The organism is Microbispora sp. H13382 (genome assembly GCF_014161445.1).
Taxonomy (GTDB): domain Bacteria; phylum Actinomycetota; class Actinomycetes; order Streptosporangiales; family Streptosporangiaceae; genus Microbispora.
Genome location: NZ_JABBXA010000009.1, coordinates 52,732 through 78,208, shown reverse-complemented (window position 1 = coordinate 78,208; position 25,477 = coordinate 52,732). Strand labels below are relative to the sequence as shown.

29 protein-coding genes are annotated in these 25,477 nt (G+C 67.7%); 17 read left to right on the top strand and 12 right to left on the bottom strand.

Annotated elements, in window-relative coordinates; translation table 11 throughout:
- The first annotated feature begins 7 nt into the window (after positions 1–7).
- Complete coding sequence (locus HHX41_RS19480; RefSeq protein WP_182907118.1) at positions 8–352, top strand: hypothetical protein; 345 nt, start codon at positions 8–10, stop codon at positions 350–352.
- Positions 353–525: 173 nt separating this feature from the next.
- On the opposite strand, the gene HHX41_RS19475 is transcribed toward HHX41_RS19480, so the two are convergent.
- The 6 genes from HHX41_RS19475 to HHX41_RS19450 form a co-directional block, all read right to left on the bottom strand.
- A complete protein-coding gene (locus HHX41_RS19475) occupies positions 526–942 on the bottom strand; it encodes a PIN domain-containing protein (protein ID WP_182907117.1) in 417 nt (138 codons plus the stop codon).
- On the bottom strand, positions 918–1,229 hold the full coding sequence (locus HHX41_RS19470; protein WP_182907116.1) for a hypothetical protein: 312 nt from the start codon (positions 1,227–1,229) through the stop codon (positions 918–920). The genes HHX41_RS19475 and HHX41_RS19470 overlap by 25 nt, the downstream gene beginning before the upstream one ends.
- A gap of 152 nt (positions 1,230–1,381) precedes the next feature.
- Positions 1,382–1,549, bottom strand: coding sequence for a hypothetical protein (locus HHX41_RS19465; RefSeq protein WP_182907115.1), 168 nt, complete (start codon positions 1,547–1,549; stop codon positions 1,382–1,384).
- 129 nt (positions 1,550–1,678) lie between these two features.
- A complete protein-coding gene (locus HHX41_RS19460; protein WP_169981051.1) occupies positions 1,679–2,473 on the bottom strand; it encodes an ABC transporter permease in 795 nt (264 codons plus the stop codon).
- Positions 2,470–3,408, bottom strand: coding sequence for an ABC transporter ATP-binding protein (locus HHX41_RS19455; RefSeq protein WP_182907114.1), 939 nt, complete (start codon positions 3,406–3,408; stop codon positions 2,470–2,472). The genes HHX41_RS19460 and HHX41_RS19455 overlap by 4 nt, the downstream gene beginning before the upstream one ends.
- Positions 3,405–3,761, bottom strand: coding sequence for a hypothetical protein (locus HHX41_RS19450; RefSeq protein ID WP_182907113.1), 357 nt, complete (start codon positions 3,759–3,761; stop codon positions 3,405–3,407). Before HHX41_RS19450 ends, HHX41_RS19455 begins: the two co-directional genes overlap by 4 nt.
- 67 nt (positions 3,762–3,828) lie before the next feature.
- Between HHX41_RS19450 and HHX41_RS19445 the strand changes: the two genes are divergently transcribed.
- A complete protein-coding gene (locus HHX41_RS19445) occupies positions 3,829–4,218 on the top strand; it encodes a GntR family transcriptional regulator (RefSeq protein ID WP_169981045.1) in 390 nt (129 codons plus the stop codon).
- Entirely contained in the window at positions 4,218–5,351 is a 1,134-nt protein-coding gene (locus tag HHX41_RS19440; protein ID WP_182907112.1) for a DUF1648 domain-containing protein, read from the top strand. The genes HHX41_RS19445 and HHX41_RS19440 overlap by 1 nt, the downstream gene beginning before the upstream one ends.
- A gap of 260 nt (positions 5,352–5,611) precedes the next feature.
- On the opposite strand, the gene HHX41_RS19435 is transcribed toward HHX41_RS19440, so the two are convergent.
- Positions 5,612–6,001: a hypothetical protein gene (locus HHX41_RS19435; protein WP_182907111.1), complete on the bottom strand. Its 390-nt coding sequence runs from the start codon at positions 5,999–6,001 to the stop codon at positions 5,612–5,614.
- Between the two features lie 144 nt (positions 6,002–6,145).
- Between HHX41_RS19435 and HHX41_RS19430 the strand changes: the two genes are divergently transcribed.
- Positions 6,146–7,294: a sensor histidine kinase gene (locus HHX41_RS19430; protein ID WP_182907110.1), complete on the top strand. Its 1,149-nt coding sequence runs from the start codon at positions 6,146–6,148 to the stop codon at positions 7,292–7,294.
- Positions 7,291–7,962, top strand: coding sequence for a response regulator transcription factor (locus HHX41_RS19425; protein WP_182907109.1), 672 nt, complete (start codon positions 7,291–7,293; stop codon positions 7,960–7,962). The genes HHX41_RS19430 and HHX41_RS19425 overlap by 4 nt, the downstream gene beginning before the upstream one ends.
- Positions 7,963–8,005: 43 nt before the next feature.
- Here HHX41_RS19425 and HHX41_RS19420 read toward each other — a convergent pair whose 3' ends face one another.
- Positions 8,006–9,001 carry a YafY family protein gene (locus HHX41_RS19420; protein WP_310742069.1) on the bottom strand — a complete coding sequence of 332 codons (996 nt, stop codon included), beginning with the start codon at positions 8,999–9,001 and terminating at the stop codon, positions 8,006–8,008.
- 113 nt (positions 9,002–9,114) lie between these two features.
- Between HHX41_RS19420 and HHX41_RS19415 the strand changes: the two genes are divergently transcribed.
- On the top strand, positions 9,115–9,513 hold the full coding sequence (locus tag HHX41_RS19415; RefSeq protein WP_182907107.1) for a VOC family protein: 399 nt from the start codon (positions 9,115–9,117) through the stop codon (positions 9,511–9,513).
- A gap of 367 nt (positions 9,514–9,880) precedes the next feature.
- Here the strand turns inward: HHX41_RS19415 and HHX41_RS19410 are convergent, their stop codons facing one another.
- Entirely contained in the window at positions 9,881–10,600 is a 720-nt protein-coding gene (locus HHX41_RS19410) for a DUF2306 domain-containing protein (protein WP_182907106.1), read from the bottom strand.
- A 100-nt stretch (positions 10,601–10,700) separates the two neighbouring features.
- On the opposite strand from HHX41_RS19410, the gene HHX41_RS19405 reads away from it, so the two are divergent.
- Complete coding sequence (locus HHX41_RS19405) at positions 10,701–11,441, top strand: TetR/AcrR family transcriptional regulator (protein ID WP_182907105.1); 741 nt, start codon at positions 10,701–10,703, stop codon at positions 11,439–11,441.
- A 98-nt stretch (positions 11,442–11,539) separates the two neighbouring features.
- On the opposite strand, the gene HHX41_RS19400 is transcribed toward HHX41_RS19405, so the two are convergent.
- A complete protein-coding gene (locus HHX41_RS19400) occupies positions 11,540–12,487 on the bottom strand; it encodes an SDR family NAD(P)-dependent oxidoreductase (RefSeq protein WP_182907104.1) in 948 nt (315 codons plus the stop codon).
- 104 nt (positions 12,488–12,591) lie between these two features.
- Between HHX41_RS19400 and HHX41_RS19395 the strand changes: the two genes are divergently transcribed.
- Positions 12,592–13,257: a TetR/AcrR family transcriptional regulator gene (locus HHX41_RS19395; RefSeq protein WP_182907103.1), complete on the top strand. Its 666-nt coding sequence runs from the start codon at positions 12,592–12,594 to the stop codon at positions 13,255–13,257.
- Positions 13,258–13,421: 164 nt separating this feature from the next.
- Here the strand turns inward: HHX41_RS19395 and HHX41_RS19390 are convergent, their stop codons facing one another.
- Positions 13,422–15,278, bottom strand: coding sequence for a serine hydrolase (locus tag HHX41_RS19390; RefSeq protein WP_182907102.1), 1,857 nt, complete (start codon positions 15,276–15,278; stop codon positions 13,422–13,424).
- 167 nt (positions 15,279–15,445) lie between these two features.
- Between HHX41_RS19390 and HHX41_RS19385 the strand changes: the two genes are divergently transcribed.
- The 8 genes from HHX41_RS19385 to HHX41_RS19355 all read left to right on the top strand — a co-directional run bounded on the left by HHX41_RS19385 (position 15,446) and on the right by HHX41_RS19355 (position 21,941).
- Entirely contained in the window at positions 15,446–16,597 is a 1,152-nt protein-coding gene (locus tag HHX41_RS19385) for a sensor histidine kinase (protein ID WP_182907101.1), read from the top strand.
- Positions 16,575–17,228 (top strand): response regulator transcription factor, encoded by a 654-nt coding sequence (locus tag HHX41_RS19380; RefSeq protein WP_169981074.1) that lies wholly within the window; start codon positions 16,575–16,577, stop codon positions 17,226–17,228. Before HHX41_RS19385 ends, HHX41_RS19380 begins: the two co-directional genes overlap by 23 nt.
- Before the next feature lie 218 nt (positions 17,229–17,446).
- Complete coding sequence (locus HHX41_RS19375; protein WP_259401141.1) at positions 17,447–17,959, top strand: DUF4240 domain-containing protein; 513 nt, start codon at positions 17,447–17,449, stop codon at positions 17,957–17,959.
- 455 nt (positions 17,960–18,414) lie between these two features.
- Positions 18,415–18,720 carry a hypothetical protein gene (locus HHX41_RS19370; RefSeq protein ID WP_182907099.1) on the top strand — a complete coding sequence of 102 codons (306 nt, stop codon included), beginning with the start codon at positions 18,415–18,417 and terminating at the stop codon, positions 18,718–18,720.
- Between the two features lie 191 nt (positions 18,721–18,911).
- On the top strand, positions 18,912–19,049 hold the full coding sequence (locus HHX41_RS19365; RefSeq protein ID WP_220504242.1) for a hypothetical protein: 138 nt from the start codon (positions 18,912–18,914) through the stop codon (positions 19,047–19,049).
- A gap of 236 nt (positions 19,050–19,285) precedes the next feature.
- Positions 19,286–19,651, top strand: a complete 366-nt coding sequence (locus HHX41_RS39735) for a hypothetical protein (RefSeq protein WP_220504241.1) — start codon at positions 19,286–19,288, stop codon at positions 19,649–19,651.
- Positions 19,648–20,334: a siderophore-interacting protein gene (locus HHX41_RS19360; protein WP_220504240.1), complete on the top strand. Its 687-nt coding sequence runs from the start codon at positions 19,648–19,650 to the stop codon at positions 20,332–20,334. The genes HHX41_RS39735 and HHX41_RS19360 overlap by 4 nt, the downstream gene beginning before the upstream one ends.
- A gap of 257 nt (positions 20,335–20,591) precedes the next feature.
- Positions 20,592–21,941, top strand: a complete 1,350-nt coding sequence (locus HHX41_RS19355) for an NAD(P)/FAD-dependent oxidoreductase (protein WP_182907098.1) — start codon at positions 20,592–20,594, stop codon at positions 21,939–21,941.
- A 522-nt stretch (positions 21,942–22,463) separates the two neighbouring features.
- On the opposite strand, the gene HHX41_RS19350 is transcribed toward HHX41_RS19355, so the two are convergent.
- Entirely contained in the window at positions 22,464–22,874 is a 411-nt protein-coding gene (locus HHX41_RS19350) for a DoxX family protein (RefSeq protein WP_182907097.1), read from the bottom strand.
- Between the two features lie 445 nt (positions 22,875–23,319).
- Here HHX41_RS19350 and HHX41_RS19345 point away from each other — a divergent pair, with 445 nt between their 5' ends.
- Positions 23,320–24,777, top strand: a complete 1,458-nt coding sequence (locus HHX41_RS19345) for an MFS transporter (protein ID WP_310742068.1) — start codon at positions 23,320–23,322, stop codon at positions 24,775–24,777.
- The last annotated feature ends 700 nt before the right edge of the window (positions 24,778–25,477 follow it).

The following is a 25,477-nucleotide window of genomic DNA, read 5'->3' as shown; positions in this document are numbered from 1 at the left end:
ACGCCGTATGCGCCTCGACCATCCATCCGAGCTCGCCGCCCTGTGCCCGGCACCGCCGGCGACCCTGCTGACCTGGCTGCGCGGGCAGCCGACCGGCGGCTTCACGGCGGCGGTGACCACCGATCGGGGCGGCGAGAAACTCACCCTGCCCGCTCGCGCCGTCGTACGAGCCGTCGTTCCGCCTTCCACAGACGTGGTCCACGCCGGGCAGGACCTGTTCGGCTGGTTACACCGCCACCACTTGACCATCACCGGCCCTACCGTCGAAGAACACCTCGTCGACGCCGACGGCGCCCACGCCGTCGTCCTTGAAGTATCCGTACACCCTCAACGACACACCCCCCTGGCCTGACAGAACCGGGCCGGACAGCCGGACGGCTCACGCCCAGGAGTTGAGAGTGATCCGTCCGGCGAGATCTGTGGAGCTACTCCTGTCGGGGCCAGACCCGTCTGGCAGGCGCCCCACCTCGACAAGTCACCTAGCTTGACGCCGGTGCCGCCGAGGCCGCAGTAGCCGTTCGGCACCTACACGCGTACGAGGCGGACTGCCTTGCCACAGAGCTTGCTCATGTCATCCTCGTCCGAGGTGAGGATGATGACGGGGCGAGTGGAGCGTAGAGCCGTGGCGGCCACGACAGCGTCGATCGCGTATTTATGGCCGTGAAGACCGCTCTTACGGAGCAGGTCCAGCGCGTGGACGGAAACCACCTCGGTCACCGGTTCGACACGCATCCGTGACAGTTGCCAGCGCAACCGATCGTCTGTCACCCGGCCGTCGAAGGCCTCGATAGGCGTCAGGGCACTGACGGCAACGCGGAAGTCGTTGTTCTGCGCCTCACGGACGATCGCCGTGACGCGCTGGTCGGCCAGACACCACTTCGAGAGTCCCTCGGAGTCCAGGATGACCGTCCCCGCACTCAGCTTGCTTCGTGCGCGCGCCATCCACGCTTCTCCTGCAGCTCCGGAGCGGACTTCACGCTGCGGAACAACTGCTCAGCTTCGTCTCGAAGGGACTGCGGGATGGGACCGCTCTCGTTCTCGTTCGCCTGCAGGGCCTCCTCCAACAGGTCCCGCTCGATCTGCCGCTCCACAGCGGCATCCACATAGGCCGAGAACCCGCGCGCGCCGACACGTTCCTTGATGGCGCGGATGTTGCCGGCCCGCAGGGAAACGCTGACCTTGGCCGCGGGCCCTTCTCCTGGTGGGAAGGCTCCTTCAGGCGCACTCATAGCGGCAGTTTACTACTTCAAGTAGCAAAATCACGCCCCGCAAACACGAAACCTCCGAGCAGCGCGGTGCTGCCCGGAGGTCTCACAGTCCGGCTACTCCCTGTGGACACATCGCAAGCGCGCGAGCCGGCGTGCCTTGCCACGCAGCTCGCTCAGGCCTTGCGGAGCCCGGCGAACTGCAGGCCGGTGAAACCCGCCACCACTGCCGCCTGGACGACCACGAAGGCCGTGCCCAGACCGGACACAGGGAACCATCCGGCGATCAGCATCTCCGCGCTGGCCGCCACCCAGGCCACGTTGACCACCATCACCGCGATCACCGCCCCCCTCCTCCGAAGAGGTCGTCAGCCCCGTCGGGCACCAGGCAACTCGCCACGATGTCACCTCCCGGCAGGACCTGATGCAGTGGTTATTGCGGTGTTGCGCTCGCGCCCCCCTCGCGGCGCTGGTCAGGCGATGTCCCGCCGTAGTGGGGCCGCGACGGCGACCGCGCCGGCGATCAGGGCGTAGCCGAGCAGTACGGCACCGCCGACCGGCGCGGGAAGCAGTTGGGCGGCCGCCGTGCCGGTCTGGTCGGCGACGGCTTCGGCCAGATAGGTGGATCCGGTCAGCGCGGCGGTGGCACCGCCAGGCAGATAGGGATAGAGCGCCTGGATCCCTGGGATGAGCAGCAGAGCGGTCTCGATCATGTAGAAGTAACCGCCGACCACCACGAGCGCGGTCACCTGGTTACGAAGAAGAGCGCCCACCGCCACCCCCAGCAGGGTGTAGACGGCCATGGTCAGCGCGATGCGGCCGAGCAACGCCAGGACGGTGGTCGCGGGCAGGCCCAGGGTGACCCCCTTGATGGCGGCCGCCGCGAAGAGGGCGGCTGCCGCGGTCGCTGCCGTGAGCAGGCCGTAGACGAGTCCGCCTCCGGCATAGGCCACTAACTTGGCGGCGAGCCAGGTCCAGCGTCTCGGGGCGAACAGCGCCGTGGTGGTGATGGTCCTGTGCCGGTATTCCGAGGCCACGGCGGCGGTCCCGAGCAGGGCGGGGGCGAACGTAGTGAGCCCCAGCAGGCCGATCAGCACGAGGGTGCCCTGCGCGGTGTCCAGGCCCGGAAGCGGCGGGGTGAAGTTCTCCGGGCCGACGATCGCGAGCAGGCCGACGAGCCCTCCGCTGCCGAGCGCGGCCAGCGAGCCCCACAGCCACAGCCTCGTCGTGGTCAGGCGCAGCCACTCCGCCGAGATGAGCGCGGTCATCGGGCCCGTCCTGTGAGGTGCAGGAACGCCCGCTCAAGAGTGGGACGTTCAAGGGTGATCTCATGCAGCGGGATACCGCGGGACGCCGCGACAGCGGCGACCTGGGCGGTGGTCAGGCCGTGGATGCGCAGGGCGCCGGGTTGCGTGGTCTCCACGCGGGCCTCGCCTCCGGCCTCTCGCGGGGACTCCCCGCGTCCCGCGCCTCCGGTCTCGTCCCCCAGCAGCCATGCCTTGAGCAGGTCCGCCTGTGGTGAGCGCACCAACACCGCAGCCGTGCCGCACAGCTCGACGATGGGCCCAGCGGTGACCAGCCGCCCGTCGTGGATCACCACGATGTGGTCAGCCATCTGCTCGACCTCTCCGAGTACGTGGCTGGAGACCAGGATGGTGCGCCCCTCGGCGGCCAGGTCACGCAGGAAGTGGCGTAGCCAGGCGATGCCCTCGGGGTCGAGGCCGTTGCTCGGCTCGTCCAGCAGCAGGACCCGCGGATCGCCGAGCAGCGCGGTAGCCAGGTTGAGGCGCTGCCGCATCCCGGTAGACAGGGTGCGCGTCGTACGCCCGGCGAATGCCGACACGCCGGTCAGGTCGGCGACCCGCGCGACGCGAGCTGGGCCGTACCGACCCATGCGGGCGTAGACGCGCAGGTGGTCCAGGGCGGTGTGGCTGGGGTGAAAGCCCGAGCTGTCCAGCACGGCGCCGACGGTCGCCGACGGCCTGCGCAGGTCGGCGTAACGCTTGCCGCCGATGGTGGCCGTGCCGGAGGTCGGCGTGATCAGGCCCAGCATCATCCGCATGGTGGTGGTCTTGCCCGCGCCGTTCGAGCCCAGGAAACCGGTCACCGTGCCGGGTTCGGCACCGAAGCTGAGATCGCTGACGGCGGTCACGGGCCCGAAGGTCTTCGTCAGGCCGCGCACCGCGATGTCCCAGTCGCTCATGCCGGCACCGCCCTCAGGTGGCGCCGGATCTCCTCGGCGTTCTCGACGCTCAGTATCAGCTCGTCGTAGCCCGACACCCTGCCGTTCAGGACGATCCGCAGACCGGCGACGCCCCTGCGAGCGGCGACCAACCGTTTGACGCCGGTCATGGACGTCCAGGTGCCGACCTTGGCGAAGCCGCTGACGAGCAGACCGGAGTGCAGTCCCGTGGCCGCCGCGAGCGGCCGGTCGAGGTTGTGCACCTCACGGATCGCCGCCACGGGCACGCTCACCCCACCCGTCCTGGTGAACAGCCGCGCCCACGGGGCGAAGAACACGGTCAGGGCCCCCTCGCGGATCTCTACCTGGATCACGATGCCGCCCCTTTCCAATGGCGAGCTCTATCTGTTCTATAAGTTGTATAGCAGATACTCTGGTGGTGTGCACTTGACCCTTGACCTCGACAGCGAGGTCCCGATCTACCAGCAGATCAGGGATCGCATCGTGGAGGCGATCGCCCGGGGGGAAGCGCGGGAAGGCGACCCGCTCCCCTCGACCCGGCAGCTGGCCGCTGACTTCGGCATCAATTTCCACACCGTGAACAAGGCCTACGACCTGCTGCGACAGCAGGGAGTCATCCGTATCAACCGCAAGAGCGGCGCGGTTGTGCGACGAGACGCCGCCAGCGGGCCGCCCGAGGCGGGATTCACCGACGACTGGGAGGAACGAATGCGCGTGCTGTTGGCGGAAGCCACCGTCCACGGCCTTGACCGAGGGTCCGTGATACGCCGGTGCGAAGCGATGCTGACCGGGTTCACGGAGGTGCTGTGATGCTGCTCATCGCGGCCGACCTGGCCACCGTCGCGCTGGTCACCTGCCTCATGCTGGCCCTGCCGGTGCTTGCCAGACCGACCCTGCCGTTCGGCGTACGCGTGGCCTCCGAGCGAGTGGCCGATCCCGCCATCGTCGCCCAACGACGGACCTTCGCCCGCCTGGTCGGCCTGGTCGCCGCGATCGCCGTGATCACCTCGATCCCCGCGCTGCTCGCCGCGGATCACCCGGCCGTGCTCGGCGCCGTCGCGACCGCTCTGACCATGGCGGACCTGCTGCTGTACTACCGCGCTCATCGCAAGGTCCGCGCCGCCAAGGACGCTGGAGGGTGGACGGCCGAACGGCGTCAGGGCATCACCGTCGACACCACCTTCCGCACCGACCCTGTCCGGGTGCCGTGGGCCTGGGGTCTGCCCGCCCTGGCAACCCTGCTGCTCACTGCGGGCATCGGGTGGTCACGGTACGGCGGGCCGCCCGACACGGTGCCACTGTTCCTCGGATACGGCGTGGCCCCCGCGCAGCGTGAGCCCGCCACTTTGCTGAACGTCTTCGAGCCGGTGGTGTATCAAACTGCGCTCACCCTGCTCATCCTCCCTGTGGTCCTGATCGTGTTGCGTGCCCGCCCCGACCTCGACGCGGCAAGGCCCAAGGGATCGGCCCGTCGCTATCGCGTCTACCTGCACGGCGTCGCCGCACTCTCGCTGCTGTCGGCCGCCTGCCTGAACCTGGGCCTGCTCGTCTCGGCGCTGCAACTGTGGGAGGTCATCACACCCGCGGTCGTGTGGCAGGTGGCCGCCTGTCTGCCGCTCGTCGCACTGCTCGCCGGATGGATGGTCTGGGAGATGAAGGTGGGTCAGGCAGGGCATCGCCTGACCGCCCTGCCCGGAGAGGAGGCGGAGGACTCCGGGGTCGCGCAACGTGATGACGACAGGCACTGGTTCCTCGCGGGGACGGTTTACGTCAACCGCCGTGACTCCGCACTCCTCATCCATGCCCGCATAGGCACCAGCTGGACGCTGAACCTCGGCCATCCGATCGCCTGGCTACTCGTCGCCGTCCTTGCCGGGTTCGGCCTGCTCGCCCTCTTCGGCGTGATCGACCTGCCCGAGAAGCGGAACCTCTTGAGGCCATAGGTCCAAGGCGATGGCCTCCGCCGCGCTACGACTCGTCGGCACTCAAGCCGACGGGGCAACTAAGGCCGGTGCCGCCGAGGCCGCAGCGCCGTTCGGCACCTTGAAAAGGTATTGCATAGTGGTTCATCTGAGGCAAAAAATCAGCCACCCCTCTCCAGAGCCGGCCAGGTAGCCGTCGCTCTTGGCCTGAAGTGCCGGGAGGGCACGGCTCATTTCTGCCTACGTCGATGCCGCTCCCAGCGTATGGTTCGGACTGTGGGCTATCGGCGCTTTCCCAGCGCGAGCAGCGCCAGGAGAAGCGCATCGACAGCGATAACGGGCAGGACCATCTCGTCGTACCAGACGATTTTGATCACGCTGAACACCATCTGCGCGATCACGAACACGAAGGCGGCGGTGCGCAGTCCGGGGTTCGCTCCGATGCGGACGGCGACCCACAGGTAGCCGACGCCAACCGTGTACGACCATGCGGCGAGCGCCCAGTCGATCGGAGTCGTTACACCCCCGTCCTCCGGCGCGGCGAAGAACGTGAAATAGGACGTAGCGGCGAGCCCAAACAGCCCGAGCAGCAGGAGCAGGACTCGTCCGGCCCACCAGGCGATCACTGAGGCCTGACTGGGGCGAGGCGGAGTGGTGGTTTCGGGAGACATGCGAAAGCTCCTCAGGGACCGTGAACGACGCCGCAGACGCTACGCCCGAGCTGGACATTTGACATCGCACCGCAGGCGGCTTTTCAATCAGCCCTGGGGCTGATAATCAGGTTTGCCCACTTCTCATCCTGTTAGTCTTGATCCATGTCGCTATGGTCTGCGCCCCGCGCCCTGACCAGGAGCCCTCAGCGCATTGACGCCATCCTCGCGGCCCTGTTTTGCGGCGCCTCCCTCGCGCAGGTGGTCGTCGCACCTATTGCCAGCCTTCCCGTGTCCGTGCTCGTCGCCGTCGGCTCCACGGTGCCGCTGGCATGGCGACGCCGGCATCCGGTCATCGCCGCACTCGCCGGCTCCTTCATATGGCTCATCCCCACCAATGGCTTCCTGTTCCTGGGTTACGTGATCACCGTTCTGCTCTACTACTCCGTCGGGACACGGGTCGCCGCGCTTGGAGTCACCGTCGCGACAGCCGTGACCGGCTCGATCACGGGCGCCGTGGCGACATTGCTCGGACCGGAGCCCTTCGGTGCGGTCTTCGGCGCGATGCTCGCGGTCGCCGCGCCCACGGCTATCGGGCGCCTGGTCGCCCACCAGCGAGCGCAGACCGCACGCATGAAGGAACTCGCCGAAGACCTGCGACGCGAGAGGGCGGGGGCCGAACGGGTCGCGGTGGCCGAGGAGCGGGCGCGCATCGCCCGGGAGCTGCACGACGTCATAGGACATGACGTCAGCGTCATCGCCCTGCAGGCGGATGCAGCGGAGGCGGCCATCGAAAAGGCACCGCAGCTCGCGAGGGCACCGATCGCCGCCATCCGCGAATCCGCGGGCGAGGCGTTGAGTGAGATGCGGCGGGTGCTCGGCGCGCTCCGCCAGGACGGCGACGAGCATGGGTCGCATCCGCAGCCTGGGGTGCAGGACTTGATTAGGTTGGTCGACCGGGCGCGCGCGTCCGGCATGCAGGTGGACATGGTGGTACGTGGCACCCCCCGCCCCACGCCGCCGAGCGTCCAGCTCGCCGCCTACCGCCTGAGCCAGGAGGCGCTGACCAACGCGCGTAAGCACGCAGCCGGCGCGCCCGTGCTGCTCGAAGTCCTCTGGGGGAAAGAAACCCTGAGGCTGCGGGTGACCGATAGCGGTCCTGGGCCGGTGTCCCAGGCAGGTGCGGGCTACGGCCTGATCGGGATACGCGAGCGGACGCGCCTGCTCGGAGGTCACCTGCGCACAGGGCCGGCGCCGGGCGGGGGCTTCGAGGTGATGGCCGAGCTGCCACTCGACCCGCTGTCGGTGACATGACCTCCGTCGTCATCGCCGATGACCAGGCACTGGTTCGTGATGGGTTACGACTCATTCTTGAGCTGGCGGACATCGAGATCCTGGGTGAGGCGGCCGACGGCGCCGCGGCGGTTGAGCTCGTCCGGAGGACGCGGCCGGACGTCGTTCTGATGGACCTCCGTATGCCGAGCCTCGACGGGATCGAGGCGACCCGGCGCATCGCCGCGATGAACGTCCCGACCCGTGTCCTGGTGCTGACGACCTTCGGCCTCGACCAGTACGTCTACGAATCGCTACGGGCCGGTGCCGCCGGCTTCCTGCTCAAGGATGCAGGGCGTGAGCGGCTCGTGGAGGCGGTGCGCACGACGGCGGCGGGAGAGACCCCGCTAGCGCCAGAGGTGCTCGAACGGATCGTGAATCACTACGTGCGGCACCCCCCGCTCGGCCTGGTCAAGCCACCGCGGCTCGAAGCGCTCAGCAACCGCGAGATCCAAGTGCTCAGGCTCGTCGCCGCAGGCCGCTCCAACCCCGAGATCGCACAAGAGCTGTTCATCTCGCTCGCGACGGTCAAAAGCCACGTGCGGCACATCCTGTCAAAGCTTGGACTACGCGACCGTGTACAGGCCGTGGTCACCGCCTACGAAGCCGGACTCACTACGGCAGGGGGCGATGCCGGCTCCACACCGTAAATCCCCCGGATAAGGTTCCGGTCGACGCACAAAGCCCTCCGCTTCACGCGACAACTGTGCCCGGGGCAGGAGGGACCCTGCGGGCGGAGGCCGCGAGCCGGTCAGCCAGCGCGGCGACAAGGCCGCGGAGTTCGTCTGGTCGCTCGATGACGAACGGCCGGTCGAGCGACGCGAGCACCGGAGGCAACCAGTCGAGCCGCTCCGCTCGCAACTCGACGCGGAGCCAGCCCTCGGTGTCGCGATCTGTGTCGTGCGCGGATGCGGGCTCCTCCACAGTCGCGACGCTGGCGGGAAGCCGGGCGCGGATCTGCTCGACTGTCCCCTGGATGAGCAGGACCACTTCATGCCGGTACGGAGCCTTGGCGAGGGCCGACAGAACGCGCTGCGCCGGATCAAGCCCGGCAGGCGGCTCAAACGAACCGGGCAGGGTCCTCGCGTCCGCGATGCGATCCAGCCGGAAGGTCCGCTCCTCACCGATCTTGGGGTCAACGCCCGTGACGTACCACCGGCCCGAATGGGCGACGAGCCCGTATGGATGCAGCGTCCGTTCGCTGCGCCGGCCGTCGGCGGCGGTGTACCTGATCGAGATCGGCCGGTGATGGCGCACCGCATCCGCGATGGAGAGCAGGACCGCGGTCTCCGGGGTGACGGACTCGCCGGGTGGAGCTGTGAAGGCGAGGGATTCGATCACCGTGTCGAGCCTGCGGGCGAGCCGCCCGGGCAGGACCCGCCGAATCTTGGCCGCCGCCGTCTCACTCGCCGTGCCCATCGTCGTCACCAGCCCTGACCGGCGACCGGCGACCAGGCCAAGCAGCACGGCGAGCGCCTCGTCGTCGCTCAGCATGAGCGGAGGCAGGCGGTATCCGGGGGCGAGCCGGTACCCGCCGTAGCGGCCGCGCACCGACTCGACGGGCACGTCGAGGTCGACCAGGTGGTCCACGTACCGCCGTACGGTGCGCTCGTCGACGCCGAGCCGGTCGGCGAGTTCGGCCATCGTCCGGGTGCCGCCCGACTGCAGGAGCTCTAACAGCGTGAGCACGCGGTGAGTAGGTCGGGCCACGACATACAAGTTAGTGGAGATACTGGGCGGTTTCTGTCCGGTATTCGTCTTAGCCTGCGGTCGGAGAACAGCCCATAAGCAGGGAGACCACCATGGACTTCGTATCGATCCGCATCATCACGGGCGACGTCGCACGCCTCGTCGACTTCTACGAGCGAGCCACGGATGTACGCGCCACCCGATACAGCGAGGACTTCGCCGAGCTCAGAACCACCTCCGGGACCCTGGCGATCGGCAGCACCCGCACCGTCTCGCTCATCGCGCCTGGCGCTGCCCGGCCAGCCGACAACCGCACTGTGATCATCGAGTTCCTCGTCGACGACGTGGACGGCGTGCATCGGAATCTGTCCGGCTTCGTAAAGGAGTTCGTCAACGAGCCCACCACGATGCCCTGGGGCAACCGCTCACTCCTGCTGCGTGACCCCGACGGCAACCTCGTCAACTTCTTCACCCCCGTCACCCCAGCCGCCCGCGATAAGTTCGCGCGCTGACCCTCACCCCCACTGCGTCCTCCCCTCGCCGCATACGCCGCCTCCTTACCTTCACTGAGACGAAGAACGATCGGGGCTCCGGTCCCGCTGGTCACCCGGCCAGAGCCACAGCAAAGGCTGTAGCTCCCGATACTGCTCGGCGCGGTCCGAGTGGTGCCAGGGAAACCAGCCATCGGGGTCAGGGGGAGTCTCACACACCGGAGTATTCGCCGACCACGTCCACCGCTTCGGGCGCGAGACGACGAGCCGTCACAGACAGCGCCGTGCACAGTTCAGGTCCTCCGCGGACGCGAACGCCCCGGCACCTGCGGCGGTGGTTCCGGGGCGGGCGGTCGTTCCGGGGTCGGCCTGAGACCGGCCTCCGGGATCAGGTCGCGAGGGCGGTGCGGCGGCCGCGGCGGGCCACCTCGCGCTCCAGGTACCACTCCACGACCAGCAGCGGGATCGTCCAGCCGAGCCAGCCGGACAGGCCGGAGATCGTCCACGCCATCAGGTCGGGATCGCCACGGAAGACGGTGTCCTGCAGCGGGGGAAGGGCGATGATCAGGATCCCTGTCCACACCCGGTTGGTGATGATGGAGTAGGTCAGCACGGCGCTGCGCAGCATCCAGCGCCGGTGGTCGGCGTATCGGCGGGCGCGGGCGGCGCGCCAGCCCGCCAGGGTGAAGGCGAGCCACAGCAGGGCGAGGAGCACGTCGCTGACCGCGAGGAACAGCCCGAACGGGGAACGCGCCCCGATGACCAGACCGGTCAGCCCGGCAGGCAGCACCCCGGCGAACACGTAGACCCGCCCGGCACGCCGGTGCCACACCCGGTGCCGCCGCCGAAACCACGGCCACACCTGGAAGAACGCGGTGACCATGGCGACCGAGGCGAACAGTACGTGCGCCACGAGCAGCGGGTAGTGCAGGCCGAACCCCTCTGGCTGCGGCACCCGGGACAGCGACGGGTCCCCGGTCAGGTACGGCGGCAGCGAGAACGCGAGGAACCCGGCCGTGACCAGGCCGAGCGGCACCGTCCAGCGGCGCCGCCACCACGGACGCCGGCGGACCGATACCGGCGGAGGACTGTCGATCGTCGTGTGCATGACGGCTCCAAGAGGACGGTCGAGGATGCGTATCCCATACGCTCAATGCGTACCATATACGCAAGGAGTAGGCCATACGCAAACTGGTAAGCTCACTGGAATGCCGGACGACATCGGGAACGAGCTGCCGCACGCGCTGAACGTGCTGTGGGGACGGGCCAAGCCGAAGGGGCGGGGACGCACGCCCGCGCTCAGCCTGGAGCGGATCGTGGCGGCGGCCATCGCCCTCGCCGACGAGGAGGGCCTGGCCGCGCTGTCCATGGCCCGGCTCGCCGAACGGCTCGGCTGCGCGCCCATGTCGCTGTACCGGCACGTGGCCGGCAAGGACGACCTGCAACTGTTCATGCTGGCCGCCGCACCCGGCCCGCCGCCGGAGTTCGACACAGCGCCGGCCGACTGGCGCGGCTCACTCACCCGATGGGCCGTCGAACTGTTCGACGTCTACCTGCGGCATCCGTGGATCGCCCAGCTGGCGAACTCCCCGCCGATGGACCCCGGCCAGCTCGCCTGGCTGGACGCCGCGCTGCGCTCCCTCGGCGGCACGCCGCTGGACCCACGGGCCCGGTTCTCTGTGGTCATGCTGGTGCTGCACTACGTGCGCGGCGCCGCCCAACTCCTGACGTCCATCCCCGCCGGACCAGAGAAAAGGGCCGACGAGACGTACGCCGCCCTGCTCACCGAGCTCGCCGACCCCGCCCGGTTCCCGGCACTGGCCCACGCCGTCGAGGCCGGGGTGTTCGACCCCCGCGCGGGGGCCGCCCCGGACGACGACTTCCGCGCCGGCCTTGACCACCTGCTCGACGGCGTGGGAGTGGCGATCGAACGCGCCGCCCGGGCCTGAGCCGGGTCAGCGGGCCGGCGCTGCGCCAGCCGTCCCCATGATCGTCGACCGAACGGGCGCTTGCGCCGCGACAAGCCGGCGCCTCCTACCAGCGCGGGCTACATCGTGATGGCCGATCCCGAGGGAAACGAGTTCTGCTTGGACTGAACGACGGGAAACTTCACGCCGGTGAGGTCTTCGGAGACGGCCCACAGCCGCTGCTGGACGACTACCTTGTACGACTCCGGGCTGGAGGTGACCAGCCGGGGGTGGCCCATGACCTCGAAGCGTCCGCCGGGACCGTAGTACTGGCCGCCGAGCACGGCGGGGTCGGTGGCGGCGCGCAGGGTCGGCAACGCGCCCATCGCCGGCGTCTGGCTGATCAGCGGCGCGAGCCAGGTGAGCGGAAGCCGGAGGGCCGCGGGGGTGTTGCGGGCGAGCTCGGTGCTGGACATGCCGGGGTGCGCGGCCACCGCGACGGTGGTGCCGTACGTGGCGAGCCGGCGCTGCAGCTCGTACGTGAACATCAGGTTGGCCAGCTTCGACTGACCATAGGCGGCGACCCGGCTGTACGACCGCTCCCACTGCAGGTCGTCGAAGTGGATCGCGGCCCGGATGCGGTGGCCGGTGCTGCTGACCGTCACCACGCGCGAGCCGGGCACCGGCAGCATCAGGTCCAGCAGCAGCCCGGTGAGCGCGAAGTGGCCGAGGTGGTTGGTGCCGAACTGCATCTCGAAGCCGTCCCGGGTGGTCTGCTTCGGGGTGTACATCACGCCGGCGTTGTTGATCAGCAGGTCGATGCGGTCGAGCCGGGACCGCAGCGCCGCCGCCGCGGCCCGGACGGAGTCGAGCGAGGTCAGGTCCAGCGCCTGCACGGTCACGTCGCCGGTCATGCGGGCCGCGGCCTGCTCGCCCTTCTCGACGTTGCGCACGGCGAGGATCACGGACGCCCCGCGCTCGGCGAGCGCCCTGGCGGTCTCGTATCCCAGTCCGGTGTTGGCTCCGGTCACCACGGCCACCCGCCCGCGTTGGTCCGGAATGTTCGCCGTCGTCCACTTATTGCCCATGCCGTGCTCCCACCTAACGTACCGAAGGTATCTTCTGCCGCAACGCTAAAGTACCTTCGGTACGCTGTCAACGTACCGGAGGTACTTAAGTTAGGCTGGCGGTCGTGAGCTTCCAGCGGGCGCGAACCGAAGAGCAGCGGGAGATCCGCCGGCGGGCGATCCTCGACATGGCGTCGGCGATGCTCCACGAGATGCCCGTGGCCGCGGTCACCCTGAACGAGCTCAGCCGCCGGGTAGGCCTGGCGAAGCCGAACGTGCTGCGCTACTTCGAGTCTCGCGAGGCGGTGCTGCTAGAACTGCTGGACCGCTTCCTGCAGGAGTGGCTGACGGAACTGTCGGGCGAGTTGGCCGCCGGCATCGACGAAGATCTACCCATGGCCGAGCGAGCGGCAGCGGTGGCAGAGATCCTCAGCCGCTCGCTCTCCAGCCGAATGGTGCTGTGCGACCTCTTCGGCGCACAGGGCAGCGTCCTGGAACACAACGTCTCCGTCGAGGTCGTAGCACGCTACAAGCGCGCCTCCCTGGACCGCCTGACAACCATGACCGCCCTGATCCATAACTACCTGCCGGAGCTGGGCGAGAACGCAACACTGTTCAGCCTGCAAACCATGGTCATGGCCGGCGCGCTGTCGGCGTACAGCACACCCCCACCCAGCCTGCAGGCGGCCTACCAGGCCGAGCCCGACCTCGCCCGCTTCCACCTGGAGCTTAAGGACTCCTTGAAGCTGGCCCTGACCGCAACCCTCCTGGGCGTGCTACCCCGCCGCTGACCTGCCTCGCACTGGACAGGTCCTGGAGCCTCGATCCTCGGTCGGGACCAGCCCCGTCGGGCAGGCGGCTCACCCGGATGGGCCACCTGGCTTGACGTTGGTGCCGCCGAAGCCGCAGTAGCCGTTGGCCACCTTGAAAGCCAGGCGGTCGAGTGCTCAAGTGATCACAGGTGCCAGCCGAGCAGGTTCCAGTGCTGGCAGAACCAGAGGAGGGCGAGCAGGCCCGCCAGCACGACCACCTGGTGGCCGCGGGCCAGGACGCCCGCGCGCCGCCAGGCCGTCACGGTGGTGGCGATCGCGGCGACGGTGAGTGCGAGGACCAGCAGCGGCAGCACCAGGAGGACCTGGACGTTGGCCGGCACGCCGTACAGGATGCTCGTGTCGCCGGTCAGGACCAGCGTGAACAGCACCACGAACACCAGTCCGACCGCGGCGGCGAGCCCGGTCAGGACACGCCCGGCGCGCCAGACACGCGGAACGGGGCGCTTCTTGGCCCGGCGGACCACAGCGGCCACCGGCAGGCCGAGCACGGCGGTCAGGGCGGTGACGGCGAACAGCAGGACGATGACGACATTGACCGGCGGGGTATCCCACCAGGGGACGCGTTGGTAGGCGGGGCCGTCCGTGGCCACGTACGCGACACCGCTCCCGCCGGTCACCAGCGCCAGCCGCTGCGTGCCCCCGTTCTGCTGATACAGCCCGGGCCCCAGCGGGCTCCACGTCGAGCCCCTGAAGGTGAGCTTCCCGCCCTCCACCCGCAGCCGGGTGGAACTGGTCAGGGCGATCACCTTCTCGATGCTGGACTCGGCGGACCGGGTGAGCTTGTAGAAGCCTTCAACAGGCACGACGGAAGCACCGCCGTCGGGCACGGCGCGCTTTCCGGGCAGGAAGCGGTCGAAGAAGGCAGGAATGATCTTGGTGGCGGCGTCGGCCCCGCCCAGACTGTTCATGGAGACGAACAGGCCGAGGTCGGCGTCGGGCACCAGCAGCAACGCACTCTGGAAGCCCTCCCAGCCGCCGTCGTGCATGATCACGCGATGCCCGTTGAGCGTCTGCTCCTTGAAGCCGTGGGCGTACCCGTCGATGCGCGGATCGGCCGTGAACGTCCGCCGGTGCATGAGCCGGGCCGTCGGCTCGTCGAGGATGCGCCGGTCGCCGAAGCGTCCGTCCAGCAGGTTGGCGATCATGAAGTGGGCCATGTCGTTCGCGGTGGCGCTGATCGACCCGTCGGGGGCGAGGTTGTCGAAGACGAACGGCTTGCGCCGATACGCCCCGCCCTCGTAGTCGTAGCTGCGCGCCAGATCCGCGGCCAAGGGGGCGGGGACGGGCTCGGCGGCCGTGCTGTGCCGCATCGCGAGCGGGTCGAGGATGTGGTCGCGCACGTACTCGTCATACGGCTGCCCGCTCACCCGCGACACGATGTATCCGGCCAGTGCCGCCCCATAGTTCGAGTACGCCGACACCTCGCCGGGCGGGCGCACCCGCGCGGGCATGTTGTCGGCGAGATAGTCCGCCAAGGGCGGCACGTCGTCCTTGCTCCGCGACCCCACGCCGATGGTGCGGTCCTCGAACCCGGCCGTGTGGTCCATCAGGTCCTGCAGCGTGATCGGCCGGGGGTAGGTCGCGGGGATCCGGAACGCGGTCAGGTAGCGGTTCACGTCCGCCTTCAGGTCCAGCTTGCCCTGCTGAACCTGCTGCATCACCGCGGTCCAGGTGAACAGCTTCGTGATCGAGGCGATCCGGACCGTTGAGGTGTCCGGGTCAAAGGGCCTGCGGTTCTCGACGTCGGCCAGTCCGTACCCCTTGCTGAAGTGCACCTTCCCACCGGCCACCACCGAGACGACCGCGCCCGGCACGTGGTTGGCCGCCAGCCCGTCCGCCATCGCGGCGTCGAAGAAGTCTGCCAGAGCACGTTCGTCCGGAATATCGGTAGCCGCCGCGGCAGGGGAGGCGACGCAGGGCGGCACGAGGGTCATCAACGCCGCGCACACCGCGACGAGCATCGAACGGAAGACATACACGGGACGACTCCTGACCTTGTCGAGGCCATCCACGATGCGGCCGGCGAGGGTGCGGCCGCATCGCCATCGCGGCCATAGGCGTCTGCGACGAAAGTCGGAGACCGCCCGGCGTCCGGCACCGACCCCGGTATGAAGTGGCGCGCCGCCGCCCTGGCTACGCTGGAGCGATGCTGTCGTACCCCGCGGCGCTGCGGCGGGTGGCCGCGCTCGGGCCGCGCGCGATCAGCGTGGCCTTCGTGGCGCTCTGCCTGTTCCTCACCGTCCTGGCGGTCAAGACGCCGTGGGCGCCGCTGCCGCGACCCGTCATCGCCGCCGCCGGGCTGGCAGGCACGGGTGCGGTGTGGTTCCGGGGCCGGTGGCCGGTCGCGGTGGCCGTCGCCGGGGCGGGCGCGTTCGTGCTGTCGGGCAATCCGGGGCCGCTGCTGATCAGCCTGTTCTCCGGCGCGAGCACGCGTTTCCTGGCACTGGCGGCGATCGGCATGGCGGGGTTCCTGGCCCAGCAGTGGGTGGACGGCGGCCGGTTGGGCACGGACGCGCTGATCTCGGCGGTGACCGCCACCGGGGTCACGCTGGCGGCAGGGGCGTACGCCACCACCCGCCGCGAGCTGACCCGATCGCTGCGCGAGCGCGCGGAACGCGCCGAGACCGAGCAGCGTCTGCGCGACGAGCAGGCGAGGTCCGCTGAACGCGGCCGGATCGCCCGGGAGATGCACGACGTGCTCGCGCACAAGGTGACGCTCATCTCGCTGCACGCCGGCGGCCTGGAGGTGAACGCGAGCGCGGGGCCGGAGCGCGTCGAGCGGGAGGCGGCGCTGATCAGGGTCAGCGCGCAGGAGGCGCTCGAAGAGCTGCGCAAGATCCTCGGCGTGCTGCGCGCCGGGCCCGACGATGACGACGACGGCTTCCCCGACCTGCGACGGCTGGTGGACTCCTGGGTATCGGCTGGCGGGACCGTAACCCTGCACGGCGATATCGGCACGTGGCCACCGGAAACGGCCAGGGCCGCGCATCGCCTCGTCCAGGAGGGCCTGACCAATGCGCACAAGCACGCCCACGGGGCCCCGGTCACGGTCACGGCGACCGGGAGCAGGGACGACGGCGTCACGATCGTGGTCGCCAACGGACGATCGTCCCAGCCGAGTCTGGAGACCGGCGCCGGGGTCGGTCTGGTGGGCCTGGCGGAGCGTTTCCGGCTGATCGGCGGAACGGTGCGCGGCGGGCCGGACGATGCGGGAGGCTGGCGTCTTGAGGGCCGGCTGCCGTGGCACGCCGCGGACGCATCCCCAAGGGAATCACATGATCAGGACACTGCTGGTTGACGACGAGCCACTGATCCGTGCGGGGCTGCGGTTCATCATCGAGTCCGCACCCGACGTGGAGGTCGTGGGCGAGGCCGAGGACGGCAACCAGGCCGTCGACGCGGTCCGCCGCCTGGGGCCCGACGTCGTCCTGATGGACGTCAGGATGCCCCGGTACGACGGCCTGACCGCCACCGGGGCCATCCGCCGGCTCGCCCGGGCACCCGCGGTGATCATCCTGACCACGTTCGACAGCGACGAGCACATCTTCACCGCCCTGGAGGCGGGAGCCTGCGGGTTCCTGCTCAAGGACACCTCGCCGCACGACCTGATCAGGGCGATCCGTCTCGCGCACGGCGGCGACTCGATGCTGTCCCCGCGGGTCACTCGGCGGCTGATCCACCGGCTCACCACCGACCAGCCCATTCGGCGCCGCCGTGACGCGCTCGCCCGGTTGGAGGCCCTGACCGGCCGCGAGCGCGAGGTGCTCACCGAGGTTGGGCTCGGCCACTCCAACACCGAGATCGCAGCCCGCCTGAACATGAGCGAGGCCACGGTCAAGAGCCACATCTCCCACCTGTTCGACAAGCTCGCCGTCACGAACCGCGTACAGGTGGCCATCGCCGCCTACCGCGCCGGCCTGGTCGACTGACTCAGCCCAGCCCCGCCCCGATCTCGCGACCGGGACAATGCCCACGTCGTTCGGCGACGGCGATCACGGACACCGAACTGTGCCAGATGGGCGGCTTGCGTACACCCGCAGGTGCACTGCTCAGGATGACTGCCTCTGCCAATCAATCGCGTGAACGCGCCAATAGGATTCATAGTCTTCGGCGTGCCATCATCGCTTCTCATGGATGAGGACCGGTTCTGGGAACTGATCGACCTTTCCGGTACCACATATGGTGGAAGCTCAATGCGAACCGCGGCTGCACATGTGACATGTACGCGCTGAGCTGTCACCTGTTACGACGCGAATCAACGGACGGCTTCGAGTATTTCGTCTACTGGCTCATGAGCTTGGGCCGAGAGGCGTACGACCAAGTCGCCGATTGCCCGGATCGCGTCATGGAACTGCCGCAGGTCGTGCACCTCCTCGACCTGAAGCGACGCTGGTTCGCCGAACGTCGTCGCGGCTTGCCGTGGTCCGACGAGGAGTACCCGGGTTTCGAACTCCTTTCCTACGTGGCGCTGGACGCCTATGAGCAGGTCACCGGCGCGAATGTGGACGCTCTCTACGCCGCCGTCAAAGCTCGAGGAGTCCGCAGTAGGTTCCCGCTTCTGGCTGCCGAATTCGGCGAGCAAGACTGGGATATCGCCGATGACGGGGAGATCGCCCGTAGACTCCCCCGGTTGGCCCGCCACCTGACCATGTCTGACTGACCTCCGTGCTCCCCGCCACTACTGATCGCAGATATGCCCGCCGAACGAGATGGATGCGGGCGCGGCGAGCGATGTGAAGACCCCTCCGGGCGTCACTGGATCCCCACCACATTGCGCCGCCGGTGATGATCACCTTGACGGGGTCGCTGATCTGCTCCGCCGCATCCACGCTGCCTTGACGATGAGGGCGGCAGCCGCTCCCAATCTTGTAATTTTCACACACGTGATCACGAATGGCTGCTCTCGTTGTGCCGCATTCCCGTCACAAGATCGATCAGAGTGGGGCGCATTGTCCCAGCTCACCCTGCAAATGGCGGCTGCCGTATTAGCCATGTTCTCCGTCATGAGGACAACGGTCGCCAGATTCTTGTGGCCAATTGGTCAATACCGCGCTGTATCGATCCGGGCTAAATCAATGTTGATCGATCACCTGCCCGTCCCGCATAAGGAGAAGCATGCGAAAAGTCACTTGGCCCCGCCGGCTCGGCCTCGTCTCAGCGGTGGTGGCGGTCGGCCTGACCACCTCGCCCGTGGCCGCGCACGCCGACGGCTATGACACTCCCCGCAGCGCCACCGCTATGGGAGCAGGCGATACCGCAGCGGCCGGGTACGCGGCGGCCGAACAGCGGGCCCGGCAGGCCGTCCTCGCGGTCGGCCACGACTGCACCCCCGGGAGGTATAACACGTATCCGACCTTTATTTCTCCGGGTGGCGGCACATGGGTCTACCGGTCCACCCATGACGCGATGTGCGTCGACTGATCAAGGTTCAGCAGATCGGCCCGCCGGGGTTACCCGCCATCGTGGAGCCCAGCGCCAGCAGGCCCCCAGATTGAGCCCCAGGCTCAGCGCCATGGTCATTTGCACCCTGCGAGTGATCCCGCCCATGTCACCTCCTCTCGCTGCAGGCCGGCGTACAAGACCCGACGAACGACCTTGCAGATCGCTTGGGGGTGCCCCTCATCTCCGTCTACGCGTGGAACAGTCGCGGCGGTGGCCCCCGCTTCATGAAGTTCGGCAAGCACGTCCGGTACAAGGTCGCCGACGTGGAAGCGCGGGAGCACGAGCGCTACGTGGAGCAGGCGAGCTGACGACCCCTAGAACGGAGGTCACGGTGCCAGGCCCTTTCCGGCTCAGCGCCCGCTTCTGGGAAGATCGCCGCTTCGACGCCCGTTGGTCCAAGGGTTTCTGACATGGGCACGCGAACAGGCACGCGTGCCCATGTGGCGTGGGACCCAGATCGGGCAACCACACTGGGAGTACTCCGCATGCGCTGCGTCGGCCGCATGCTCGAGCAAGCAATCGCAGTTACCCGCGTGGTCAACTCATGTGCTCGAACTGGACGGCCACGCGGTGCTCACCGACCCGTGGTCTCACCGAACGATGGTTCCTGCGCCGCGGCGAGCCACTCGGGCTGCGGGTCGCCGAGTTGCCACCACTCGCCGCGATCGTCGTCACCAATCTGGCCACCAACCACTGGGACCTGCGCGGGTTCCGTCCCGCCCAGGCCGTGGCCGGGGCGTCCGTACTTGGCGCGAAGGTGCTGATTCCGCTGCACGACGCCCATGGATACGATCCGCTCTCAAAGCTGTTCCGCACCACCGGCACCGCCTCAGACGCGATCGCCCTGGCTGGAACGGATCTGACGGTGATGGACCTGCCCACGGGCGAGCGCTGGGAGTTGGCACAGTGAGTGTGTTCCTGTACGGAACCGTCCAAGAAATCGAGCCGATCGCCAAGCGCATGCGCCGCGTCCGGATCACCGGCCCTGACCTGTGCAACCTGACCTGGCTGCCAGGCATGCACACCCGTCTACGAGTCGGCGACCCCCGCTCGCCCCGCTCGTGGCTGCGCGGATTCCTCCGCACCTACTCGATCTGGGACTACTCCCCCACCGGCCACCTCGACCTGTGCATACTTGACCATCCGTCCGCCGGGCCCGGAGCGCAGTGGTCGCGGCAAGTACGCGTCGGTGACCCGGCGGCTCTCACCCCACCGGAAGGCAGGCTCGTCCTCCGCGAGGGTGCGGGATACCACCTGTTTGTCGGCGACGAAACCGCAACCGTCGCCTTCGGAGCGATGTTGCGCGCGTTGCCGCCGTCCGCGATCGCGCATGGCGCGATTTCGGTAGAAGGCCCCGACGACCGTCTCCCACTGGAACATGCGGATCGCCTGACGTGGAGGTATCGACCGACCGATCTTGCTGACGTGGTCCGCTCCCTGGAACTCCCCCACACGCCGGGCATCGCTTACGTCGCCGGAGAGGCCCGTAGTTGCCAAGCCGTGCGTGCTCACCTCGTCCGGGAACGCGGCTGGCCTCGCAGGGCCGTCATCGTGAAACCGTTCTGGACTCCCGGACGGCGCGGCATGGACTGACCGCCCCCTGAAGCCCGCCCTTCGGATGAGGGCGGGCTCGTACGGGTCAGGCTTCGCCGGTGGTCAGGCCGACGGGGCAGGGGACGCCGGTGCCGCTCGAGCATCCGAGTCGGCGGGTGTGTCGAGCCCCTGGACCCGGGTATGGCACAGCACGGTCACGCAAAGTCAGCGCGCGAGCACATCCGCGCAGCAGCGTCGGGCAATTGGTGCCGTCAGCGAAAACACCCGATCGAACGGATAGCCCAGAGGGATGGATCATGAAGAAGTCCTTTGACGTCGTCGTGATCGGAACGGGGGAAGCCGGTGCAGCGGTGGCCATGCAATGCCGGGCGGCTGGCCGGAACGTGGCGATCGTCGATTCCCGGCCCTTTGGCGGTACCTGTGGGCTGCGTGGCTGTGACCCCAAGAAGGTGTTGGTGGGAGCGGCCGAGATCATCGATCGGAAACGTCGCATGGAGGGTCAAGGCGTTGCTGGGGACCTGCGCATCGACTGGCCTGAGCTGATCCGTTTCAAGGCCACGTTCACAGACCCCTTTCCCCGGCAGCGAGAGGACGGCTTCGTCCAGGCAGGGGTGGAACCCTTCCACGGGCGTGCACGCTTTCTTGACCAGCGTTCGATCGAGGTTGGCCAGGATGTGCTCGACGGCGCTCACCTAGTCGTAGCAGTTGGCGCGTGGCCGGCCAGGCTGGGCATCCAGGGCGAGCACCACCTCACCCGCAGCGATCAATTTCTCGACCTGCAGGAGTTGCCTCGGCGGATCGCGTTCATCGGAGGCGGCTACATCGGCTTCGAGTTCGGGCACATCGCGGCCAGAGCCGGGGCAGCAGTCACGATCTTGCACCAAGGCGCCCGGCCGCTCAAACACTTTGACCAAGACCTCGTGGCGCGGCTATTGGAGCGCACCCGCGACGTGGGCATCGACGTTCGGACTGGTACGAAGGTCACGGGCGTCGAGGGAGCACCGGGAAGCTTCAAGGTCACGACCTTGACGGATTCGGGACCTGAGAGGTTCGAGGCGGACATGGTTGTCCATGCGGCTGGTCGCGCACCCGAGGTGGACGATCTCGACCTGTCCGCCGCTGGGATCGAGTTCGATCGCAATGGGATCCGGGTCAACGGCCACCTGCAGAGCGTCTCGAACCCGGCGGTCTACGCGGCGGGTGATGCGGCCAACAGTGGAGGTCTGCCCGAGACGCCCCTCGCTCAGTACGAGGGCGGCCTCGTTGCTGAGAACATCGTGGAGGGCAACCAGCGTACGGCGGACTACATCGGCATGGCGAGTGTGGTCTATTCGATTCCCGCACTGGGCGCGGTGGGGATGACCGAGGAGGAAGCCCACGCCAAGGGCCTGACGTTTACCGTCAACCAGGCGGATACCTCTGGCTGGTACTCGGCGCGGCGGGTCGCCGAGCCGGCGTCGATGTACAAGATCCTGATTGAGAAGGACAGCGGTAAGATTCTCGGAGCTCACCTCTTAGGCCCGGAGGCTGACGAGTTCGCGAACGTCTTCGCTCTTGCCATCCGAGCGGACATCCGCGCTGACGCGCTGAAGCACGCGCTATTCATCTACCCGACCCAGGCCTCCAACATGGCATGGATGCTTTAGTGCCCGATTCTCAGGCGGGCTGGTACTTCCCGCGATCACCTGCGTGTTCGGCACCCCGCTCGTGGACTCCCTGATCGCCGCCCTCCTTCCCGACGTCGACGCGGAGGCCGTCGTGGACGTGCGTACCACGCCGGGCAGCCGGCGCCTCCGCGACGTGGGCAGTTCTCCGCCTGACGGCGGCCTGTCCAGCGAGGCCGTCTGGTGGCGCTGCCATCGGCGGATCACCGCCGATTACGCCGTGCTACACCTGGCCCGTGACGGGCGGCTCACAGAACAGCGGCCGACCGCGGGCACACGCCCTACTCGACGACGGACTCCTCGTCCATGACGCCGCCCGAGCCGCTCCGCCGTACGGCGATGACTCCGACCAGCAACACCCACTGGATCAGCAGACGGAGGCCACCATGAACCGCGCTCTATGGCCAGTAGCGACGGCAGAACTCGGTGAACTGGCCGGATCGTGGTCGTGCCATCGGCGCAGTTCGGTCGAGGGCGCAACATCCCTGCTCCCGGTGGGGAGTGTCATCGTTGGGCCTCGCGCCCCCGCCGCCACCGGCTGTCCACAGCGAGGGCTCCTCCCCCGCTGAAGGCGATGGCGATGCCGGCAGCCGCGAGCGCCAGAACGAACTCGTAACCGCCTTGGGATACCCAGAAGCCTTTGCTTGCGTGAACGAAGACGATCGCCAACAGCATGTCGAGCACAAGTAGCGTGCCGAACACCGGCAGCAGCAGCCCGAGCACAAGAGCCACGCCTCCGACCAGTTCGAGAGCCGCGGCCGCCAGGGTCGACACCCCAGGCAGGGGTACACCGGCCGACTTGAAGAACGCGGTCGTAGCGTCGATACTCGTGAATTTCTCCCACCCGTGCGCGATGAAGATGATGCCCACGATGACCCGAGTGATCAGCAGCGCGACCGGCTGAACCTTCTCCATAACAAAAGTATCCCCCTCGTTAAACGCTCGTAGCGGTCCAGGGGCAATGGCCCCCATGGCTACTTCGCAAGCGGAGGGTCCTCAACGACAACACAACTTCACGTTATGCCCGGCTCAACAGCCGCACAACCCAGCTCGGTTAATGATCCATCCAAGATCACAAGCTTGCCTGCGCATGCCGTCGAGCAACCAAGTGGAAATTTTCGCCGATCGCCTATGGGGAGATCCATTGAGCGTCATCACGCCTCATCGCTCGCGGCAACAGCCACGACGGTGGTGCGGGAAGTCTCGTCGATGCCGGGTCACCTAAGGATTTTGGGTTCGCAAGGAAAGGTTTGGCTCGGCGCGGTTTCGTGGGGGCAACTCGGTACGATTTTATGGGTGGCAGTAGTAAGCGGCACTGTACGGTGCCGTCGCGAGATGGGTGTGATGGTGCGTTGCTCCGGTGCCTGATCAGATGAGTGGCGTCGCCCCTGCAGGCGGGGCGCCCGGCGAGCATGGGCAAGATCCTTCGGACCCCCGCCGATGGAAAGCCCTGACCGTCTGCCTGATCGCCGGTTTCATCACATGGTTGGACATCAGCATCGTTAACGTGGCGCTACCCTCTATCCGCACCGCGTTAAACGCCTCGCCGAGTGACCTCCAGTGGGTCGTTTCTGGATACGCGTTCGCCTTCGGGTTGCTGCTGATACCCGCCGGGCGGTTCGGCGACGCACATGGCCGGCACAACGTATTCGTCTTCGGCATGCTCCTTTTCGCATTGGCCAGCGCCGCGGCGGGAGCAGCCTCGGGACCGGCTTGGCTGATCGTGGCACGGGTCGCACAGGGGGCTGCTGCAGGTGTGACTGCTCCGCAGATCACCGGGCTGATCGAGCAGCTTTTCTGGGGCGCGGAACGGGGGCGGGCGTTCGGACTGCTAGGCGCCACGATGAGCTTCTCCACGGCAATCGGCCCACTGCTGGGCGGCCTGCTTATTCAATTTACCGGCCAAGAGGCGGGCTGGCGCCATGTCTTGCACGTCAGTATACCGATCAGCGTCATCGCCATGATCTTGGCGTACCGATACGTGCCCAGGAAGGAGGTTGTAAAACGACAACGAGAGAGCATGGATCCTGTTGGCGTTTTAATTCTCGCCGCCGGCATATTGCTGCTGCTAATGCCGCTCGTGGAAGGACGGGAGTGGCAGGGACAGGCCAAGTGGCTCTTTGTGTTGGCCGCGTCCGTCGTACTGGCCGGGTTCGTACGCTGGGAGCGTTGGCACGGTCAGCGACACACTCCGATAGTTGATCTTTCCCTGTTCCGTAGAGGCTCATATGCCATGGGTGTATTGCTCGCGGCGCTGTATTTTGGCGGATTCACCGCAATCTTTTACATCGTCACTCAATATCTGCAAGAAGGCCTGCATTATTCCGCTCTGCGCGCGGGTTTGTTGAGTGCGGCGTTCGCGCTGGGATCAACATTCAGCGCCGCACTGAGCGGTCGACTCGTCGACCGATCCGGCCGACTGCTCGTCGCATTCGGACTGGTGCTGGTCACAGTTGGATTGGGCGCCACGGAACCCGCCATCCTGCTGGCTTCCGGCGAAAACGTGGCCTGGCTGATCGCAGCACCACTGTTTCTCGCAGGGCTGGGCAACGGCCTGATCGTCTCGCCAAACCAGACACTCACCTTGTCAGCGGTGCCGCCTACCGAGGCCGGCCTTGCCGCCGGCGTGCTTCAGACAGGACAGCGAATCGGCGCCTCCGTCGGTCTTGCGGCGGTGGGTTCGGCTCAAGGCATCTATGCGACGGCGTTCCAGCACGCCCTACTGGTTAACGTCACGTTCGTGCTGGCCGCGCTAGCTGTGGCTCTTGTTGACGTATTCGTGAAGCGCCGAGCCAACCGACGATCGGGCTATCGCTGAGCGAGGGACCGCGTGGGGGCGGAGCCACGCGACTGGTCCTGCCAGTCCAGACGTTTCCGGCTCCGTAGCGCCATGCCCGGGTGGACGGCGATTCCCGGACAGTCCCATTCTGGGGACTCCAGTCGCGGGTCAGCCGACAGCTTCTATGCCTCAACTGGAGCTACTACCTGCAGTTGCCGAATGATCGAGTACAGCCCGGCGCGACCCAAGTGGGTGCAGATCTACGAGGTCGCACGCGCACGCATCGAGTCGGGCGAGTAGCCGCCCCGTCACCTCATCTCCCAGGTGCCGATGGAGGGCGAGTTCGTGGCCCAGGACCAAACGAGACCTCCGAGCAGGGGAGGTCTCAGCAATCCCGGCTACTCCTCCGAAGAGGTCGTCAGCGCGGTCGGGCACCCGGCCGAAGGGTCACCTGCGTTGACACCGGTGCCGCCGATGCCGCAGTAGCCATTGAGCACCTTGAAGAGGTACTGCTGGTGGTAGCGATTCACCTCAGGCAATAATTCGCGCCTAGCGTGGGCTGGAGCGGAAGTCAGCCCAGAGGTCGACCGCCTGCTGCAAGTCGAGGGCGGCGACCTCCTCCCGAGACATACCGATGGTGTAGATCAAACGCTCCGCGAGCCAATCCGGCACCGGCTCCCTGAGAGGCGGGTGCTCGACGCGAATGTGATCGGCCAGCCCATCCCACGTCGTGCTCGCC

Coding starts and splice junctions, on each gene's coding strand:
- HHX41_RS19480 (WP_182907118.1), top strand. CDS start 8: ATGCGCCTCGACCATCCATCCGAGCTCGCCGCCCTGTGCCCGGCACCG.
- HHX41_RS19475 (WP_182907117.1), bottom strand. CDS start 942: ATGGCGCGCGCACGAAGCAAGCTGAGTGCGGGGACGGTCATCCTGGAC.
- HHX41_RS19470 (WP_182907116.1), bottom strand. CDS start 1,229: ATGAGTGCGCCTGAAGGAGCCTTCCCACCAGGAGAAGGGCCCGCGGCC.
- HHX41_RS19460 (WP_169981051.1), bottom strand. CDS start 2,473: ATGACCGCGCTCATCTCGGCGGAGTGGCTGCGCCTGACCACGACGAGG.
- HHX41_RS19455 (WP_182907114.1), bottom strand. CDS start 3,408: ATGAGCGACTGGGACATCGCGGTGCGCGGCCTGACGAAGACCTTCGGG.
- HHX41_RS19440 (WP_182907112.1), top strand. CDS start 4,218: ATGCTGCTCATCGCGGCCGACCTGGCCACCGTCGCGCTGGTCACCTGC.
- HHX41_RS19435 (WP_182907111.1), bottom strand. CDS start 6,001: ATGTCTCCCGAAACCACCACTCCGCCTCGCCCCAGTCAGGCCTCAGTG.
- HHX41_RS19430 (WP_182907110.1), top strand. CDS start 6,146: ATGTCGCTATGGTCTGCGCCCCGCGCCCTGACCAGGAGCCCTCAGCGC.
- HHX41_RS19425 (WP_182907109.1), top strand. CDS start 7,291: ATGACCTCCGTCGTCATCGCCGATGACCAGGCACTGGTTCGTGATGGG.
- HHX41_RS19415 (WP_182907107.1), top strand. CDS start 9,115: ATGGACTTCGTATCGATCCGCATCATCACGGGCGACGTCGCACGCCTC.
- HHX41_RS19410 (WP_182907106.1), bottom strand. CDS start 10,600: ATGCACACGACGATCGACAGTCCTCCGCCGGTATCGGTCCGCCGGCGT.
- HHX41_RS19405 (WP_182907105.1), top strand. CDS start 10,701: ATGCCGGACGACATCGGGAACGAGCTGCCGCACGCGCTGAACGTGCTG.
- HHX41_RS19400 (WP_182907104.1), bottom strand. CDS start 12,487: ATGGGCAATAAGTGGACGACGGCGAACATTCCGGACCAACGCGGGCGG.
- HHX41_RS19385 (WP_182907101.1), top strand. CDS start 15,446: ATGCTGTCGTACCCCGCGGCGCTGCGGCGGGTGGCCGCGCTCGGGCCG.
- HHX41_RS19380 (WP_169981074.1), top strand. CDS start 16,575: ATGATCAGGACACTGCTGGTTGACGACGAGCCACTGATCCGTGCGGGG.
- HHX41_RS19370 (WP_182907099.1), top strand. CDS start 18,415: ATGCGAAAAGTCACTTGGCCCCGCCGGCTCGGCCTCGTCTCAGCGGTG.
- HHX41_RS39735 (WP_220504241.1), top strand. CDS start 19,286: ATGTGCTCGAACTGGACGGCCACGCGGTGCTCACCGACCCGTGGTCTC.
- HHX41_RS19355 (WP_182907098.1), top strand. CDS start 20,592: ATGAAGAAGTCCTTTGACGTCGTCGTGATCGGAACGGGGGAAGCCGGT.
- HHX41_RS19350 (WP_182907097.1), bottom strand. CDS start 22,874: ATGGAGAAGGTTCAGCCGGTCGCGCTGCTGATCACTCGGGTCATCGTG.